Source organism: Nostoc sp., from assembly GCF_036917435.1.
Taxonomy (GTDB): Bacteria; Cyanobacteriota; Cyanobacteriia; order Cyanobacteriales; family Nostocaceae; genus Nostoc.
On the sequence record NZ_JBALDM010000042.1, the window covers coordinates 92,692 to 109,904 of the forward strand.

Consider the following 17,213-nt stretch of genomic DNA (forward strand, 5'->3'; position numbering starts at 1 on the left):
CTTACTACAAACCATGAAAATAGTTTAAAAAGTCCTATAGGACTCATATTTAATTTTTGAACAAAATTATGTATGTAGGGTGTGTTAGAACGAAGTTCGTAACGCACCATTATCAAGGGTTTGGTGCGTTACGCTGTCGCTAACGCACCCTACGTATCTTTTCAGAAATCAAACCGGATTCCTATATTTACTGTTAATAATAAATTTTGATTGCGTCCGACTAAAGTTATGATTAAAAATGAGCAAATTGTTGGTTTAATGCTGCGTTTACAGAATATAGGATGCCGAATTTGGGCTGAAGATGATAAACTCCGAATTCGGACTAGTAAAAACACCCTCACTTCTGAACTAAAGCAAGAGATTCAAACCAATAAGGCAGATATATTAGCATTTTTAAATTCTGCCAAAGCTACAACAGTCATAGCAGAGGAAATCCCGGTATTACCAGATGATGCCCCAAAGTTTCTTTCATTTGCTCAACAACGCCTCTGGCTTTTAGCGCAACTCCAAGGGCCGTCAGCTAGTTACAATATGCCGATGGTTTTACAACTAGACGGCAACCTCAATATTGATGCCCTGCGCTCTAGTTTTGCTTATCTGCTTAACCGTCATGCCAGTCTACGGATGTATTTTCCCACAGTGGCGGGAAATCCCCAAATTGCGATGTCTGCGGCGGTAAACTACACAAATTTAGGCGAAATCGAAGCTTTAACGATACAAGACTGCCGTAAACTTGATGAATATCCCCAATCCTCAACCATTCAACATTTTATCGATGCTCATGTTCGAGAACTATTTGACTTAAATACTGGCCCTTTATTTAAAGCCAAACTGCTGCAAATCAAAGAGCAAAAACATGTGTTGCTGATTAATATGCACCACATTGTCAGTGATGGCTGGTCAATGGGAGTGTTTGTCCGTGAGTTCAGGCAAGCTTATACGGCTTTTGCCCAAAATCAAATACCAAGCCTTGCACCATTACCCATTCAATACAGCGACTACGCAAACTGGCAACGAAACTGGCTACAGGGTGAAGTATTAGAAACTCAAATTAACTACTGGAAACATCAACTTCAGAATGCTCCCCCATTACTGGAGTTACCTACCGATTATCCCCGTCCAGCATTGCAAAGCTACCGAGGCGCACGTTATCTCTATTCCCTCACCCCGGAATTAAGCGCTGGTATTAAAGCTTTAAGTCAAGAACAAGGCACAAGCCTATTTATGACTTTGTTGGCAGCTTTGAATGTTCTACTTTCTCGTTACAGTCGCCAAGAAGATTTATGTATTGGTTCTCCCATTGCTAACCGCACCCATAGTCAGACAGAATCACTAATTGGCTTTTTTGTCAATACTTTGGTACTGCGTAACCAAATCAAACCTGAGCAAAGCTTTATTGAATTCCTCCAACAAACTCGCCAAACTTGTTTAGATGCATACTCTCATCAAGATATTCCCTTTGAGTTTCTGGTAGAAAAGTTACAACCAGAACGCAGCATGAGTCATAATCCTTTATTCCAGGTAATGTTAACTCTGGAAAATAATGAAAGTCCCGACTTGAGTTTGCCAGGATTAGAGATTCAATGGCTTGATTTCTATTGTCCCTTTGCTAAGTTTGACCTCACACTTATGGTCATAGAATCTGACAACCAGTTAAATTGTTTTTGGGAATACGCTACCGATCTTTTTGAGAAAAGCACCATCGAACGGATGGCGGAACAGTTTGAAGTTTTGCTTAAGGGAATTGTTGATAAACCTCAGCAACCTATCAAAACTCTGCCTTTGATGACAGCCGCCGAAGCTCTACAATTACAATGCTGGAATCGAATAGAAACTAATTATCCACATGATAAAACTCTAGTCGATTTATTTGAACAACAAGTTGCGAAAAATCCTAATAATCTCGCTTTGGTGTTTGAATCCCAAAGCCTAACTTACCAACAACTTAATCAAAAAACTAACCAACTCGCTCATTACCTAATTCAAAATTACCAAATTCAGCCTGACACCTTAATTGGTATCTGCGTTGAACGGTCTTTAGATATGATTATTGGTTTACTCGCTATCCTCAAAGCGGGTGGCGCGTATGTACCGATTGACCCCAATTATCCTCAAGATCGGATTAGGTTCATGTTAGAAGATTCTGGGATATCAGTCTTACTAACCCAAAGTTTTCTCAAAGACAAATTACCACTAGCTGAACTAGAAAATCCTTGTCAGGTAATTTGTTTGGATGAAGAAAATCTTGGTGAGGTATTAAATGATGATGCCGTGTGCAACTTTCTCTCAAACCTAACCCCCAACCCCTTCCGTTGTAGGGAAGGGGAGCAAGAATCAACACCTCTCTCCCTGTGGGGGAGAGATTTGGAGAGGGGTTCTAAGAATAAGTTGCACATCGCGTCAGATAATCCCAATCCCCAAAGTACGCCTCATGATTTAGCTTATGTCATCTATACTTCTGGTTCGACGGGACGACCGAAAGGGGTGATGATTGAGCATCAAGGAATTGTTAATCTAGCTTTAAATTGGGCGAAAACTTTTCAAGTTAAATCCCAAAGTCGTTGGCTTCAATTTGGTTCTTTTAGTTTTGATTTATCTATTGGTGAAATTGCCACTGCTTTGGGAGCAGGTGCTTGTTTGTATTTAGCCCAGAAAGAAACTTTGTTACCAAATCAAGCCTTAATTGACTTGTTAGCTAATTGCAAAATTTCCCATTTTGCATTACCTCCTTCCGCCTTATCTGTATTACCTCCAGCCACCTTACCTGATTTGCAAGCCATAATCGTTGGTGGTGAGGCTTGCCCAGCCGAATTGGTGACACAATGGGGAACAGGAAGACATTTTTTCAATTGCTACGGCCCAACGGAATCGACAGTTATTGCCACCATCGCTAGTTGTAAACCAAATAAGAAAAAACCTTCCATCGGGCAACCATTATCTAATATCCGCATCTACATTTTAGATGCTCACAACCAAGCATTGCCCCCAGCAATGTCAGGGGAATTGTGCATTGCGGGAGTGGGTTTAGCACGAGGCTATTTGAATCGCCCTGATTTAACCTCTGAAAAGTTTATTCAAGTTAACTTATTCGGTAAAACTGAGCGAATTTACAAAACTGGTGATTTAGCAAAATGGAATGATGATGGTAATCTTGAGTACCTGGGTCGCATTGACGATCAGATTAAATTACGAGGATTTCGGATTGAACTCGGTGAAATTGAATCAATTTTATTGCAACATCCCTTAGTTAAGGAAGCAATTGTAACTCTATATAAAACTGAGAACAACCAGAGTTTGATTGCATATCTAACAGGAATTACTAGTGATTTATCTACCCAATTAAAAAACGATCTTAAATCCCGTCTGCCAGATTACATGATACCTGCTCAGATTATTGTTCTAGATAAGTTACCTTTAACTCCCAATGGCAAAATTGACCGAAAAGCTTTACCCGCTCCCAATGGTGAGATTGAAGGCTTATATGAAGCCCCACGCAACGAAGTTGAACAACAGCTAGCGCAAGTGTGGTCTGTTGTTCTCGAACGTCAAGAAATTGGAATTCATGATAACTTCTTTGACTTGGGAGGACATTCTTTACTAGCGGTAAAATTGCTAAATAATATTCAACAGGTATTTGAGCAACAACTTTCTTTAAGTAGTTTATTTCAGAATCCTACTATTGCTCAACTGGCACAACAACTAACTAATAATGAGGTTCAACAGTCAAATTCTGATTTACTTGTACTTCAACCTCTAGGAGATGCAACCCCTCTATTTTGTCTTCCTGGTGCAAATGGACACAGCTTCTATTTTCGAGATTTAGCAATCAATTTCACAAATGAACGGCCAGTGTATGGACTCGAAACTCCAGGAAGAAATGGTTCTACCGCGCTCCCTGAATCGGTTGAGCTTCATGCTAGTCAGATGATTGAGCAATTACGTCAACAGCAACCCAACAGTCCATACATACTGGCAGGATATTCTTCAGGTGGTGCCGTTGCTTTTGAAATGGCTTCTCAACTCGAACAGCAAGGTGAAACGGTGAATTTACTGGCTATCTTTGATGCCGGACTAGTTTCTCGCCCTGAGTGTATTACTGATAGAACAGACCTTGATTGGATTTGGCAAACGATTCAGCGAATTGAAGCCTTGAAGGGAATCTCTTTAGGTCTGCAATATGATGATTTAGCCGCTCAAACTGATGATCGAGCCAGATGGGAACTGACGGCAGAATATTTGTACCGTCATAATGTTCTACCGGAACACTCAACCCTCTCCTTACTGAAAACAAATCTGCAAATAATGAAAGTACTGACGCTCAATTATGCTAAATATCAGCCTAATCATCCAATTTCTGCACCCATTGTTTTATTCCGCGCTCAAGAAGTTCAGGAGATTCTTTTACAAGAACTACAAGCTTTTTCCGATTGCGATCTACCCCATTGGGGATGGCAAACCTATAGTCAAAAGCCTGTCAGGGCGATCGAAGTACCTGGAAACCACGGTCGAATGCTTTATGAACCCAATGTAAAAATCTTAGCCAGACAATTACAGCTTGCGATCGCAGATAACGCACAGTAGAGATTAACTATTTCATAGCTTCTTTCTTTCTTTGTGCCCTTTGCGTCCTTTGCGGTTCGTTTCTCTTGATTATATTTCATATCCAACTTATTAATAAAACTAGGCAAGTCTTTTATTCTCTTACCCAACTAAACAACAACTCGCCCCTTTAATTGCCTCAAACAGGAATACAAAATGCAATCTACGACCTTTCGCAATCAACCCTTAAAAAAAGATTCTTTTATTTCAACTTTTACTCAATTTTGGGAAAATATTAAAGCTATCACAGGGCCTTACTGGTATCCTACAGAAGCACAGGGAAGAGTTTTCTCAAGTGTGATTCGCGCCTGGGGAATGTTGATTATCCTAATATTATTAATAATTGCGCTCGTAGGTGTAACTGCTTTTAATAGCTTCGTTAGTCGCTATTTGGTCGATGCGATCATTCAAGAGAAAGATTTTAATAAATTTTTTGATACAGTATTGGTTTACGGTGCTGCTCTTGTCTGTGTAACACTTCTAGTAGGATTTACGAAGTTTATCAGAAAAAAAATTGCTCTAGATTGGTATGAATGGCTAAATAATCACACATTAGAAAAATATTTTAGAAAGCGTGCTTATTATAAAATCAACTTTAAATCTGATATTGATAACCCAGACCAACGTCTATCCCAAGAAATCGAACCTATTACCAGAAGCGCTCTCAATTTTTCAGCTACTCTACTAGAAAAAACGCTAGAAATGATTACTTTTTTAGTCATTCTCTGGTCAATTTCCCAATTTGTTGCAATTGCTTTAGTTGTTTATACCATCATAGGCAATGTGATTGCTGTTTACTTGACTCAAGAATTGAATAAGATTAATCAAGAAGAACTCGAATTTAAAGCTGACTACGCTTATGCTTTAACCCATGTTAGGAATCACGCTGAATCGATAGCTTTTTTTCAGGGAGAAAAACAAGAAGTTAATATAATTCAGCGCCGATTTAGTAATCTGATAAAAAGTGCTACACGCAAGATTAATTGGGAAAGAAATAAGGATATTTTTAGTAGAGGATATCAGGCTGTTATCCAAATTTTTCCATTTATAGTACTTGGGCCTTTATATATTAGAGACGAAATTGATTTTGGACAAGTTGGCCAAGCTAGTTTAGCTTGCAATCTGTTTGCTACTGCTATGGCAGAAGTAATCAATGAATTTGGAACTTCTGGAAGATTTTCTAGTTACGTTGATCGTTTAAGTGAGTTGTCAGATGCGTTAAAAGCTGTCACCAAAGAACCAGAGAATGTAAGTACGATTAAAACTATAGAAGAAAATCGTCTTGCTTTCGAGCATGTCACCTTACAAACACCAAACTATGAACAGGTAATCGTCGAAGACTTATCACTTTCTGTTCAGCCTGGAGAAGGTTTATTGATTGTTGGTCCGAGTGGTAGAGGTAAAAGTTCTCTGTTGAGAGCGATCGCTAGTTTGTGGAATGCTGGAACTGGCCGTCTGGTGCGACCTCCTTTAGAACAAGTATTGTTTTTGCCCCAACGTCCTTATATAATTTTGGGAACTTTGCGCGAACAGTTACTCTATCCTCAAACAAATCGTAAAATGACCGATGGAGAACTAGAAGAAATTTTGCGACGAGTTAACTTGCAAAACTTGCTGAGTCGAGTAGATGGTTTTGATACTGAAGTTCCTTGGGAAAATATACTCTCATTGGGTGAACAACAGCGTCTTGCATTCGCACGATTATTAATTACTCATCCTAGCTTTACTATATTAGATGAAGCAACAGGCGCTTTAGATTTGGACAATGAAGGAAAATTATATGAGCAGTTACAATCAACTAAGACAACTTTTATCAGTGTTGGACACAGAGAAAGTTTGTTTAATTATCATCAATGGGTTTTAGAATTATCACAAGATTCTAGTTGGCAACTTGTAACTGTGGAAGATTATCGCCTTCAAAAAGCACAGCAAATTGTCAATTATTACCCAAAAAGTGCTGAGACAGCAATAAATATATTAGCAAATAATCAATCTCTAACTCAACCAGAGATATCGATTGAGGTAGACACAATTGCAAGGCTTTCTCATCAGGAAATGCAAACATTAACAGACTCTCCTATTAATACTATTCGTAGCAAGGCTAGCCTGGGAAAATCCATTACTACTAAAGATGGCTTTACCTACCACTACGACAAAGACCCGAAGGTATTGAAATGGGTAAGAGCTTAAGAAGTATTGATAGTTTTAAAAATGAAGGATATGCTAACTAAACAACAAAGACAATTAATTGCTTACGAAAATATTTCCATTTACGAACAAACTTATCAATTGCCTATCCTCAAAAATAATGGTGTAAAAATAGTTCAAAAAAAAATTAGAGAACGTCAAAGACTAATTAAAGAAGGTATTCGATATAATCATCAGTTTGGAGGGATAATTAAGTGGAAAGAAGAAGTTAGTCAGGGAGAGATTTTTGAGGAGATCCAACTTTTCATTAAGGATTACATTGATATTATTAATTTACTAGAAAACTATAAGAATAGTTATCATAATTTTTTGTTAAAACTTACGGATGACTTAAAGAAGTTATTCAAACAAAAATATCTAGAAATAAAAAATTTAGAAGATGAAAGAATACAATTAGAGATAAAAAATAAAAATAATCTAAAAATAATTGAAGATTTGAGATGGGAAAAGCAAGAAAACTTTAAATCAGTTTTACTATTAACCAATGCCTATTTTATGATGTTAGAAAAGATAAAATTGCTTGGTAATGGAATTAAAAAACTGACAGAAGATACCAAAAAACAAGAAGAAATCGTTCAGCAAATAGTCAAAGATATAGAAGTATATCAAGAGATTTATAAATATCAAATAAAAGCCAATAAAATACGTAAAGAAATAGCTAAAATTGCTCAGGCTGCAATCAATTTTGAAAATTCTTTGCAAGATTATTTTAGTCCTTTCCAAACTTTAATAGATGAAGTTGTCAAAGTAGATGAATATTTCTACGCAACTGTTGGAGATATTAAGATTTTAGGGGACAATATTTTGAAACATAAATCTAATTTATTAAACATTGGAGAAACTGAGACAATTTCTGAAACTTTTCTTGATTTTATGGTGACAAGTTATGATAAAAAAGCTCGATTAAAAGATGCTTTTATTGAATCTCAATTATTTGATTGGCAAATCGATAATTTAGACTTGGGTGAAAATGATGTCTTTTTAGACAAGGGAATTGATTTAATATCTAATTACATATCTAAGCAACTCACCGATCAAAGAAAAGTATTAGACATAGCAGAAGTAAATTTTGTCTCTACAACACCTGTTGAAAAAATAAGATTTATAGAACTGACAAATAACAATGTTACGTTCCCAAGCAATAGAAATATCGATTATACACAACTGCGGAATCTGCTGGGTGAGCATAAATGGAAAGAAGCTGATCTTGAAACTACTAAATTAATCCTACAAGTCATGAAGAAGGATTATTGGAATGAAGTTTATAAGGAAGATATTGATAACTTTTCTTGTCAAGACCTCCATATCATCGATCAACTTTGGGAACAATACAGTTATGGTTATTTTGGCTTCAGTGTTCAGGAAAGTATTTGGAGCGAAATGGGTGGTCAAGTAGATTATGAAGCAGAAAAGAGACTTGGCGATCGCCTTGGTTGGCGAAAAGAAGGAAACTGGTTAGACTATGAGCAACTAACTTTTAAATTGTCCCCGATGACACCGATGGGACATCTACCGGCTAAATGGTTACACTATGACCAAAAAACCTTTGATTTATCCTCAAACTCATGTACAAAAGACCTGTCAATGGCAGCCTGGCGGGTTGGGCCTTGGTTAATTTGGCAGATGCACTTATTTTTTTCTCGAACAAAAATTTGTAACCGAACATCAATATGGATAATATTAATCTTTCTGATATAGAAATAGAAGTTTTGCTTTTTGGAAAATGGCGTTTTGATACAGCTTGGGAAAAAATATCTATTATCTTTAAAGATGATATGACTTACGAACAAACTAGGGTTCAAACATTTATTCTACATAAACCTAAAGAACTAATAACAGGAAATAAATTTAATGGTGTATGGTACGTAACCGATCGCAAACTGCATCTAAATATTAAAAGTATTCCCAAATCATTTTTAAATTTACAAATACCCCTAGCTTTTAAAATTTCTGTTGCAGATATTGTAGCTACTTTGGGTTCTTTATTTACAGCCGAAAAGTATGAAGTCGTTAAAATTAATAGTTCTAAATTTTTACTAAAGGATGGAGAACAATCAATTATTGGTACAAAAATAAGTATCCCATCGGGAATGCGGGGTAACACTTAACAATTAAAAATTCAAAAATAATCAAATTAGAGACAGCTAAGTTTACCTACTTCCGACTGCCCGATCGCTAATCATCTCTCGAATTGCATAAGCTGTGGCGGGTGCTAGTAAAACGCCGTTGCGATAGTGTCCGGTAGCTAGGAGAATATTACTAAACCCTGGTAATTTACCAATAACTGGGGCTGGACGACCTTCAGGACGGGGACGTAACCCCGACCAAGTGCGGAGAATTGTTGCTGTGGCTAACTCTGGGCAAAATGCGATCGCTTGTTCTCTAACAGATTCCAATAGTTTTTGATTTGGCGGTATCTCATTTCCATTGCTGGGAAACTCCACTGTCGCGCCTACCCAGTAATCTCCACCACCTACAGGAACAATATGCACATCGTTACCCGTTATCGCTGGCTGAAAATCAGGATTGCCTAATGGATGCCCTACACGCATTTGCAACGCTTGTCCCAGTACGGGGCGGATATCAATTATCTGATTTAATTTTGCCGTCAGTGGTGTTGAACCTAGCCCTGCTGCGACTATAAACCAATCTCCGCCTATTTTTCCTTCTGTAGTCTCAAGTTGATGGCAAAATTGGGGGGAAGATTCAGGTGATGAGGTTTGAGCATCCAAAACAGTCACACCAAATTTGAAAGTTACGCCGTTTTCTTGGGCAGCCTCAACTAAAGCTAATGTGAGAGCAGTAGGATCAAGTTGACGATCTTGAGGAGAATAGACAGCGCCAGTAATTTTTTCGCAATCAACTTGAGGACAGATATTCTGGAGTTTAGTTGTGTCCCATATTTCTAAATGCCAGCCTTGAGAGTGGCGAATTTCTACAAGTTTTTCCCATGCTGCTAAATTCTCCTCTTCCAAACCCAGACTGAGAATTCCTTGACGGTTAAAAGGGATTTTGCGACCTGTTAAAGCTTCTAATTCGGGAATCAAGGTTTCATAGCGTTGGATGCTAGTTTGTCGCATCTGCCAAGCTTTGCCCTTAATTTTTTGACTGATTGCGCCCATCAAAACGCCAAGTGCAGCGCCCGTGGAAGCTTGGGCTGGTGGTTGGCGATCGCAAACTGTGATTTTGAGTCCTTGTACTAGACTCAGTTCATAAGCGATCGCAGCCCCAACTACACCACAACCGATAATAATTACATGACTCATTACTGTTTTGAAGCGGAGTAGGGGGAGATGAGGGAGTAGGGGGAGATGAGGGAGCAAGTAAACAATTTATTACTCTCCCTCATCTCCCTCATCCCATCTTACCTTGCGCTTAACTTGCCTCTGTGCTGGTCTTAGGAAGCAGATTGAGGAATTTGTCAATATCTGCGAAAGCAGCCTGGGATTGATTCAAAGCAACTAGAGAATTGCTTGCACTAGTAGCTTTATCAAGCTTAACTAGGTCGTTAAAGAAATCTCGCGTTACTTGACGGGCTGTAGGTTGGTCTTTGGGTAGAAGGTTAGGAGTCACATAAGTCAAGTTCAGCCTTGCTTCTGTTATGGGGCCATGTATAAAGTTACGCACATTGATCCAATCACCTTTTTTAATCAGGGTTGTCAACTCATCTGAGCGATCGCGCACAGCCTGAATTTCAGGAACGTATTCTTGAATTCTTTCAAGTTGTACTGCTGTGTAAGTTGGAGGTGCGATCGCAACACCAGGGCCGCCACAACTCATGAGGAATGTGGCCAATAATACTAAAACAAGTGAAAAAATCGAGCGTTGACGCGCCATACAATGAACTTAATTGCTTTTTGTTTACCGATTAACAGTGTCATTTTAGATCGTCGCTAGTGCAATTTATCGTTATTGTCTGCTAAGGATTTTGCAGAAAATCTTGATATTTTCCCAAAGGGCACAGTCTCATCTGCTTTTTAGGAATTTTTAAGTACAATTACTTAATAGGTGTTACCCAGTCCCAACAAGAAGCGATTTTTGGTAACGAGAATTGTTAGGGAAGTATGATTTAGAGTTGCTAAATATCAAAGCTCTTGATAAGCTGAAACACCAATATATATAAGCCTTCTGGCGGTTTTTTATCTTCACATCCCCGAAGATGCCGACGCAATTATAGGAGTGTTTTTTAGTGAACGCAGCTGAACAGGCAACGAACCTTGAACTCGCCAGCAACATTGCTACGGTAGTTAATTTGTTCAAATTCGAGTTTCCTGATGCCAAATCCGATCTCAAACCCTGGAAAAATGACCCGGAAACTAGGGAGTTAGTCGATCCAGATTCTATAGATATTGGTTTTCACTTTCCTGGTATCAGCAAATCTTGGCGAAGTCGTAGTGTTTTAATTCAAATCCGATTTTATCAAGATCCCATCAATAATTCCCGCCGGGCGATCGGTGTGGAGGTAGCTGGATTCGATCATCGCGGTGAGGCGTGGCGACTTTCGACGGTGGAGAACTGGAGTATTGTCGGCACATCTTCGCCTTCTAGTGAAATCGAGGATAAGCTCAAACAGATTTGCCGACAGATTTTAGAAATTTTCAATAAACTAAGTCAATGAAATCAACTTGTCTCAGAGAAAGTAGTGAGGAATAATACATCAGCAATTTAGGTAATCTGCATCGGTTGCATTACCCACATGGGATTCAAATCTCACTCTAATAAGTAGCCAAGATAATTAATTACATAATGGGATCGTAATGGCTAGAATTGCTTCTGTAGGATATGCTTTGCCAATGGTGCGATCGCAATGACTGTAAATACTTTTGTTTATCTACTTAATAAGCCTCTGAACTCCGTCAACGAGCCTCTGAACTCATTTATGATGGTAAAATTTGAAATCCAGCTTGATAAAAATGATTATCTAAGCTTAAAGCTGTAACAATCTCTCGTTCTTGCATAACGATAAATGATAAACAATCAGTGAGAGAATAAGATTTGTCTTTATACTTTTGAAAATATTCCCATCCCTGATTAAATAAATTTCGATCAATTTCGATTAATTCTATATCATGACTTTCCAATAACCGATTACCAACTTCAACTGCTTTATAATGAAGGTTTCGACTATTAAAAAAAGTAACCACTTCATCAAAAATGTATGTTGTTGTCATTAAAACAGGTTTGGACTTTATTAAAGTAGCCCAATTTTGTAATACTTTTTGATGAGCATCTTCATTTTTGATTTCTAGAGCTAAAATATAGCTGGTATCTAAAAAGTAGATACTTCTCATAGGTTATAGAGATAGCGATCGTGGTTAGTTGCACCATCTTTTACATCACATTCCACAGGATTTGAACCTAAATCCCAAATAGAAGATGTTTGTTTGATGCTAGTAATTATAATTTTTCCATCTTGTTGAATAATCTCAAATTCTTGGTTTTCTCCTAATAGTTCTTTAGGGATTAATAAGCCTTTTTCTGTTGCTGTTAATTTCATGTTTAATTACCTCGATTGATTTTGTAAGTTAATCAAATGAATTTGCTTGAAGGCGGGCAAGATGCCCACCCCACAAAATTGGATAAGGCTACGAGTTACCTACAGATTGAGCAGTGGCAGAAAACATTGAGGGATCGATTGAAATTCCTAAGCCTTCAGCGACACGACGACCATAAGAAACATCCGCCCGGAAGAAGTGGCAAAGTTGGCGCATTTGGATGTCCTGTCTCGCTTGGCTAAGACTACCGACGATATTATGAGCAAGACGCTCTTGCTGCTCAGGAGTTAGTAACCGATACAAATTCCCTGCTTGGGTATAATCGTCGTTTCCTTCACGATGACTGTAACGATCGACTGTGACATCGCCCAAATGACTAGGTGGTTCTGCGTAAGCTGGATTTTCTTTAGGCGTACCCTCAGCACTATTGGGTTCATAGTTAGGAGCGCTACCACTGTTGTTCCCCGGTGCCATAAAGCCATCTCGCTGATAATGCATCACTGGACATTTGGGTTGGTTAACAGGTAGTTGCTGATAGTTACCACCCAAGCGATACCGTTGAGCATCTGGGTAAGAAAAGATACGAGCTTGAAGCATTTTGTCTGGAGAGAAACTAATGCCCGGAACCACTGCACTAGGGCTAAAAGCAGCTTGCTCAACTTCGGCGAAATAATTCTCTGGGTTACGATTTAACTCTAATATCCCGACTTCAATTAAAGGATATTCTCCTTGTTTCCAAACTTTGGTCAAGTCAAAGGGATTATCTGGATGTTTTTCTGCTTGCTCCTCGGTCATCACCTGAATGCACATCCGCCACTTAGGATAATCTTTTTTAGCGATCGCTTCAAACAAATCGTGAGTCGCATGATCGGGATCTTCGCCCTTAATCTTGGCTGATTCTTCTTCAGTCAAGGTTTGATGCCCTTGCAGAGTCTTAAAGTGAAATTTACACCAAACGCGATCGCCTTCAGCATTAATTAAACTGAAGGTGTGGCTACCGAAGCCATCCATGTTTCGATGGGTTTTCGGAATTCCCCGATCTGAAAACAAAATCGTTACTTGGTGAAGCGATTCTGGGCTGAGTGACCAAAAATCCCACTTTGCATTCTGGTCTTTGCAATTGGTTTGAGGATTGCGCTTTTGGGTATGGATAAAATCAGGAAACTTGAGAGGGTCGCGGATGAAGAAAATAGGGGTATTATTGCCGACAAGATCCCAGTTACCCTCTTCAGTATAAAACTTGAGGGAAAAACCTCTAGGGTCGCGCTCGGCATCTGCTGAACCCTTTTCTCCCCCAACTGTAGAAAAGCGTAGGAGAAGTTCCGTTTTTTTGCCAATTTCAGAAAAAAGTTTGGCTTTACTGTAGCGGGTGATGTCATTGGTAATAGTCAAAGTACCATGAGCAGCCGCACCTTTAGCGTGGACAACTCTTTCAGGAATACGTTCTCTGTTGAAATGAGCCAGCTTTTCTATGAGGTGGAAATCCTGGATTAATAAAGGGCCACGCGCTCCGGCTGTGAGTGAGTTCTGATTATCGCCAACTGGAATACCGTCAGCAGTTGTCAAGTTTTGGGGTTCAGTCATGCTCAAGAAGCTCTCCGTTAAGTTACTGGAATTGAAAAAGTAAATTTTAGTCATTAGATAGATACCCATTGATGGATCTATCTAATTCATATTCATAACGAGTTCATATATAAATCATACTCGATATGATTATGAATTACCATGAGGTTCTTTTGTATTTTTGGGATTTTCTAGAATCCACATTTATGCATTTTTGTCAACCAAGAGCCAGTGCAAAGTTCATTCGCGGCTATCCAAACTCTCGTCAGCGTACACAGAATAAGAGGCTTAAGCCTCTTGCCTGGAAACCGATCGGGTGAGTAAAGTTTTGTGTAGATGCGGTTTCTGGTTGCCCTTTTTACTAAGTAAGTGGGTCAAATTAAATATAAAACCTCACCGAACAAGGCAAAAGTAAAAAGTAAAAAGGCACTCATAAAGAAAAAGAGCAGTGGTTTTAAGCCCCTAAATTTATTTATGGAACGAAATAAAAACATTTATTTCGAGACGCATAGCGCAAGAAATAATAAGTCCTTAATCATTTCCCCTGAATTTATTTATGGGGATTATCTTTTTACTTTTTACTTTTTACTTCTTAACCTGCCTCCGGCTTCCCTCTCCTTACTAAGAAGAGGGATTGAGGGTGAGGTTTGATCTTATATTTAATTACGCCTACGTACTTAATCATTATTTACATGTTTGAGAATCAACGAGCAAACATCTGTCGCTTCAATTTGATGTTTATCAACTAGGTGAGTTTGATGGGTGATAAATAGAGGCCCTTCATCTGGAGTACTGGTAACATTACCGTGAGAGCCACGTACTAGAGAAGCATCTAAAGGAATAACATCCATCAGGTAGCGAAAGCCTAGTTGTTTCTTAAGTAACTTGAGAGCAATTTTTCCTTGAGGAAATTTAATCTGTGGATCGAGGAAAAGTTCTACAGGATCGTAACCAGGTTTGCGGTGGATATCTACAGTTCTAGCAAAATCAGGAGCTTTTGCATCATCAAGCCAATAATAATAGGTAAACCAAGCGTCAGATTGTGCGATCGCTATCAACTCCCCCGATCTAGGATGATCGAGGTGGTAGGCTTGTTTACCCTCTTCATCCAATACCTGCGCTACGCCTTCAGTCGCTTCTAAGAGCGATCGCACTTTCGGGATATATGCGTGATCGTTCACATATACATGAGCGATTTGATGATCGGCGACAGCAAAGGCAATGCTAGCCCCAAAATCGAGCAGTTCTCGCCCTAATTCTTCTCGTATAGCAATTAGACCATTTTCTCGTAGTACGCGGTTTAAATCCACAGCTTTAGAAACTGGGGTAATGCCATACTCAGAAAGAATAATTACCTGAGTATTGCGTGCTTGATAATATTCAATCAAATCGCCACAAACAGCATCAATTTCTCGTAAATCAGCTTGAATCTGTGTTTGATTGTTACCAAATTTTTGTAGACAGTAATCTAAATGTGGTAGATAAACTAGTGATAAGGTGGGGCTGTAGCGTTCCTCAATCCATTTTGCAGAATTGGCAATCCATTGGCTAGAACTAATGGAAGTTTTTGGCCCCCAAAAATCGAACAGAGGGAAATTTCCTAAATCAGATTGAATTTGCGATCGCACATCACTTGGATGGGTATAAATATCAGGCAATTTTCTGCCATCTGCGGGATACATTGGGCGCGGCGTAATCGCATAATCTGCTGTAGAGTACATGTTGTACCACCAAAAAAGGTTAGCACAAGTAAAAGTTGGATCGATTGATTTAGCTATTTCCCAAATTTTGGGAGCCTGTACTAACTTATTAGATTGTCGCCAAAACTTCACTTCACATTCATCGCGGAAGTACCAACCATTAGCGACAATTCCATGTTCATCAGGCAATTTTCCTGTTAAATAAGTAGCTTGAACCGAACAAGTCACCGCAGGTAAGACTTTTCCAATGGAAGCTAACTGCCCTTTTGCAGCCCAAGAAGATAAAAACGGTGTGTTTTCTCCTAATAAACTGGGCGTTAATCCCACGACATTTATAACAACAGTTTTCTGCATAAAAATTAATTTCCTCTTAATTTGCGGCAAGTTCTTTTAATACCCATTCATACTCACGCTGAATAGAAGTTATTAAATCTATCTTCATTTCTGATGGCAATACATCCCAAGTGTAAGTCTCAATTTCTAAATGCGAGCAAACATTATTTGTTTGAATTAGATGCAAAACAGTAGCGATATCATCTTGCGTAGATTGCAAAATTTGATAATCATGAATAAAAATTGGGACGTGAAAATGAATCCGCCATTCTTCAGCTAAAGATTGCTCTAGATGTGGTAATGCAGTTATTAAGTCAGAATAGTTATGGAGTGTACCATCACTGCGACGTTCGATTACCTGGTGAAGATAAGTAGATTCGGCAAAAGGATGTAAACGTTTAACTATTAAACTACGCTTTTCTATATCAGCAGGTATTTTTACTTGAATTGCAGCACTGATTTGAATTTTGCCAATCTTAATTTTTGCCGATTGTAAACGTGCAAATACAGATTGTGGTTCCTCATATTCAACTGAAAAATGGCAGGTATCATAACAAACCCGGACGTGTTCTAGCAATTTTGTCTCAGCTAAACTCTGTTCAATATTTAATTTTTCTGATAGATAATTACCACCAACGGGCAATAACAAATTTTGATAGAAATCAATTACTTCTGATGTATTTTCAATTAAACCATCAGGTTCAGGTTCTAAATCAATATGTAATATCTTTCCTGTTTCCTCGTGGATGCGAATCATCTCTATAACAACTGATGCTATGTTCAAACAACTCTGTTTCAGAACTATTTCAAAAGTTATATGGTCTTTTATCCACCAAGGTTTATAGGATAATGGCAGTGTAGAAATTCCGCCATCTAGTCCTTTTGGTAACAGAACAGCTAAAATTGTTGCTAAGTTTAAGGTATAATTAACACGTTCTTGTGTAGACCAATCTGGTGCATAAACTTGGTCTTTTACAACCTGCCGATGGAAGCCACCATAAGGAAATCCATTTAAGGTAAAAACATATAAATTATGCTGAATTAGCCATGCTTGGAATTGAGCTAAATTATTACTTTCTAAAAGTTCTTTTGCGGCAATATCTGCTAATCTCAAGCCAATACCGAAAGGTTCTGTAGGTGATAAACGTGACTTGAGTTCAAGAATATACTTTTCTAAATTGGTGAAAACCTCTAGCCAACTTTCACCAGGATGAATGTTGCTGCAATAAGTTAAATGAAAGTTGCTATCTTTTGTAATTTTCATTATATATACTAATGCTCTGTTGTCTTTGGCTTATAAAAGTTCACAAAATAT

The 17,213-nt window shown here is 38.4% G+C and carries 12 protein-coding genes; 5 read left to right on the top strand and 7 right to left on the bottom strand.

The annotated features are described in order from the left end of the window. The first annotated feature begins 228 nt into the window (after window positions 1–228). The 4 genes from V7K98_RS20550 (at window position 229) to V7K98_RS20565 (ending at window position 8,915) form a co-directional block, all read left to right on the top strand. Window positions 229–4,581: a non-ribosomal peptide synthetase gene (locus V7K98_RS20550; protein WP_335025125.1), complete on the top strand. Its 4,353-nt coding sequence runs from the start codon at window positions 229–231 to the stop codon at window positions 4,579–4,581. A gap of 174 nt (window positions 4,582–4,755) precedes the next feature. Then, window positions 4,756–6,789 carry an ABC transporter ATP-binding protein/permease gene (locus V7K98_RS20555; protein WP_335025127.1) on the top strand — a complete coding sequence of 678 codons (2,034 nt, stop codon included), beginning with the start codon at window positions 4,756–4,758 and terminating at the stop codon, window positions 6,787–6,789. A gap of 30 nt (window positions 6,790–6,819) precedes the next feature. Next, window positions 6,820–8,505 carry a GUN4 domain-containing protein gene (locus tag V7K98_RS20560; RefSeq protein ID WP_335025129.1) on the top strand — a complete coding sequence of 562 codons (1,686 nt, stop codon included), beginning with the start codon at window positions 6,820–6,822 and terminating at the stop codon, window positions 8,503–8,505. Then, window positions 8,478–8,915: a hypothetical protein gene (locus V7K98_RS20565; RefSeq protein ID WP_335025131.1), complete on the top strand. Its 438-nt coding sequence runs from the start codon at window positions 8,478–8,480 to the stop codon at window positions 8,913–8,915. The genes V7K98_RS20560 and V7K98_RS20565 overlap by 28 nt, the downstream gene beginning before the upstream one ends. Window positions 8,916–8,957: 42 nt before the next feature. Here V7K98_RS20565 and V7K98_RS20570 read toward each other — a convergent pair whose 3' ends face one another. After that, window positions 8,958–10,073, bottom strand: a complete 1,116-nt coding sequence (locus tag V7K98_RS20570; RefSeq protein WP_335025133.1) for an NAD(P)/FAD-dependent oxidoreductase — start codon at window positions 10,071–10,073, stop codon at window positions 8,958–8,960. A 109-nt stretch (window positions 10,074–10,182) separates the two neighbouring features. Beyond that, on the bottom strand, window positions 10,183–10,644 hold the full coding sequence (gene psbQ / locus V7K98_RS20575) for a photosystem II protein PsbQ (RefSeq protein ID WP_335025136.1): 462 nt from the start codon (window positions 10,642–10,644) through the stop codon (window positions 10,183–10,185). 352 nt (window positions 10,645–10,996) lie between these two features. On the opposite strand from psbQ, the gene V7K98_RS20580 reads away from it, so the two are divergent. Continuing rightward, on the top strand, window positions 10,997–11,425 hold the full coding sequence (locus V7K98_RS20580; RefSeq protein WP_335025137.1) for a hypothetical protein: 429 nt from the start codon (window positions 10,997–10,999) through the stop codon (window positions 11,423–11,425). Between the two features lie 259 nt (window positions 11,426–11,684). Here the strand turns inward: V7K98_RS20580 and V7K98_RS20585 are convergent, their stop codons facing one another. The 5 genes from V7K98_RS20585 to eboE all read right to left on the bottom strand — a co-directional run bounded on the left by V7K98_RS20585 (window position 11,685) and on the right by eboE (window position 17,162). Next, window positions 11,685–12,098, bottom strand: a complete 414-nt coding sequence (locus V7K98_RS20585; RefSeq protein ID WP_335025139.1) for a type II toxin-antitoxin system VapC family toxin — start codon at window positions 12,096–12,098, stop codon at window positions 11,685–11,687. Further along, window positions 12,095–12,304 carry a hypothetical protein gene (locus V7K98_RS20590; protein WP_335025141.1) on the bottom strand — a complete coding sequence of 70 codons (210 nt, stop codon included), beginning with the start codon at window positions 12,302–12,304 and terminating at the stop codon, window positions 12,095–12,097. Before V7K98_RS20590 ends, V7K98_RS20585 begins: the two co-directional genes overlap by 4 nt. An 88-nt stretch (window positions 12,305–12,392) precedes the next feature. Then, window positions 12,393–13,886 (bottom strand): catalase, encoded by a 1,494-nt coding sequence (locus V7K98_RS20595; RefSeq protein ID WP_335025143.1) that lies wholly within the window; start codon window positions 13,884–13,886, stop codon window positions 12,393–12,395. A gap of 656 nt (window positions 13,887–14,542) precedes the next feature. Then, window positions 14,543–15,919: an alkaline phosphatase family protein gene (locus tag V7K98_RS20600; protein WP_335025145.1), complete on the bottom strand. Its 1,377-nt coding sequence runs from the start codon at window positions 15,917–15,919 to the stop codon at window positions 14,543–14,545. Between the two features lie 16 nt (window positions 15,920–15,935). Continuing rightward, the gene (gene eboE, locus V7K98_RS20605) at window positions 15,936–17,162 is read right to left on the bottom strand and encodes a metabolite traffic protein EboE (protein ID WP_335025147.1); all 1,227 of its coding nucleotides are present in this window, start codon (window positions 17,160–17,162) and stop codon (window positions 15,936–15,938) included. Window positions 17,163–17,213 lie beyond the last annotated feature (51 nt).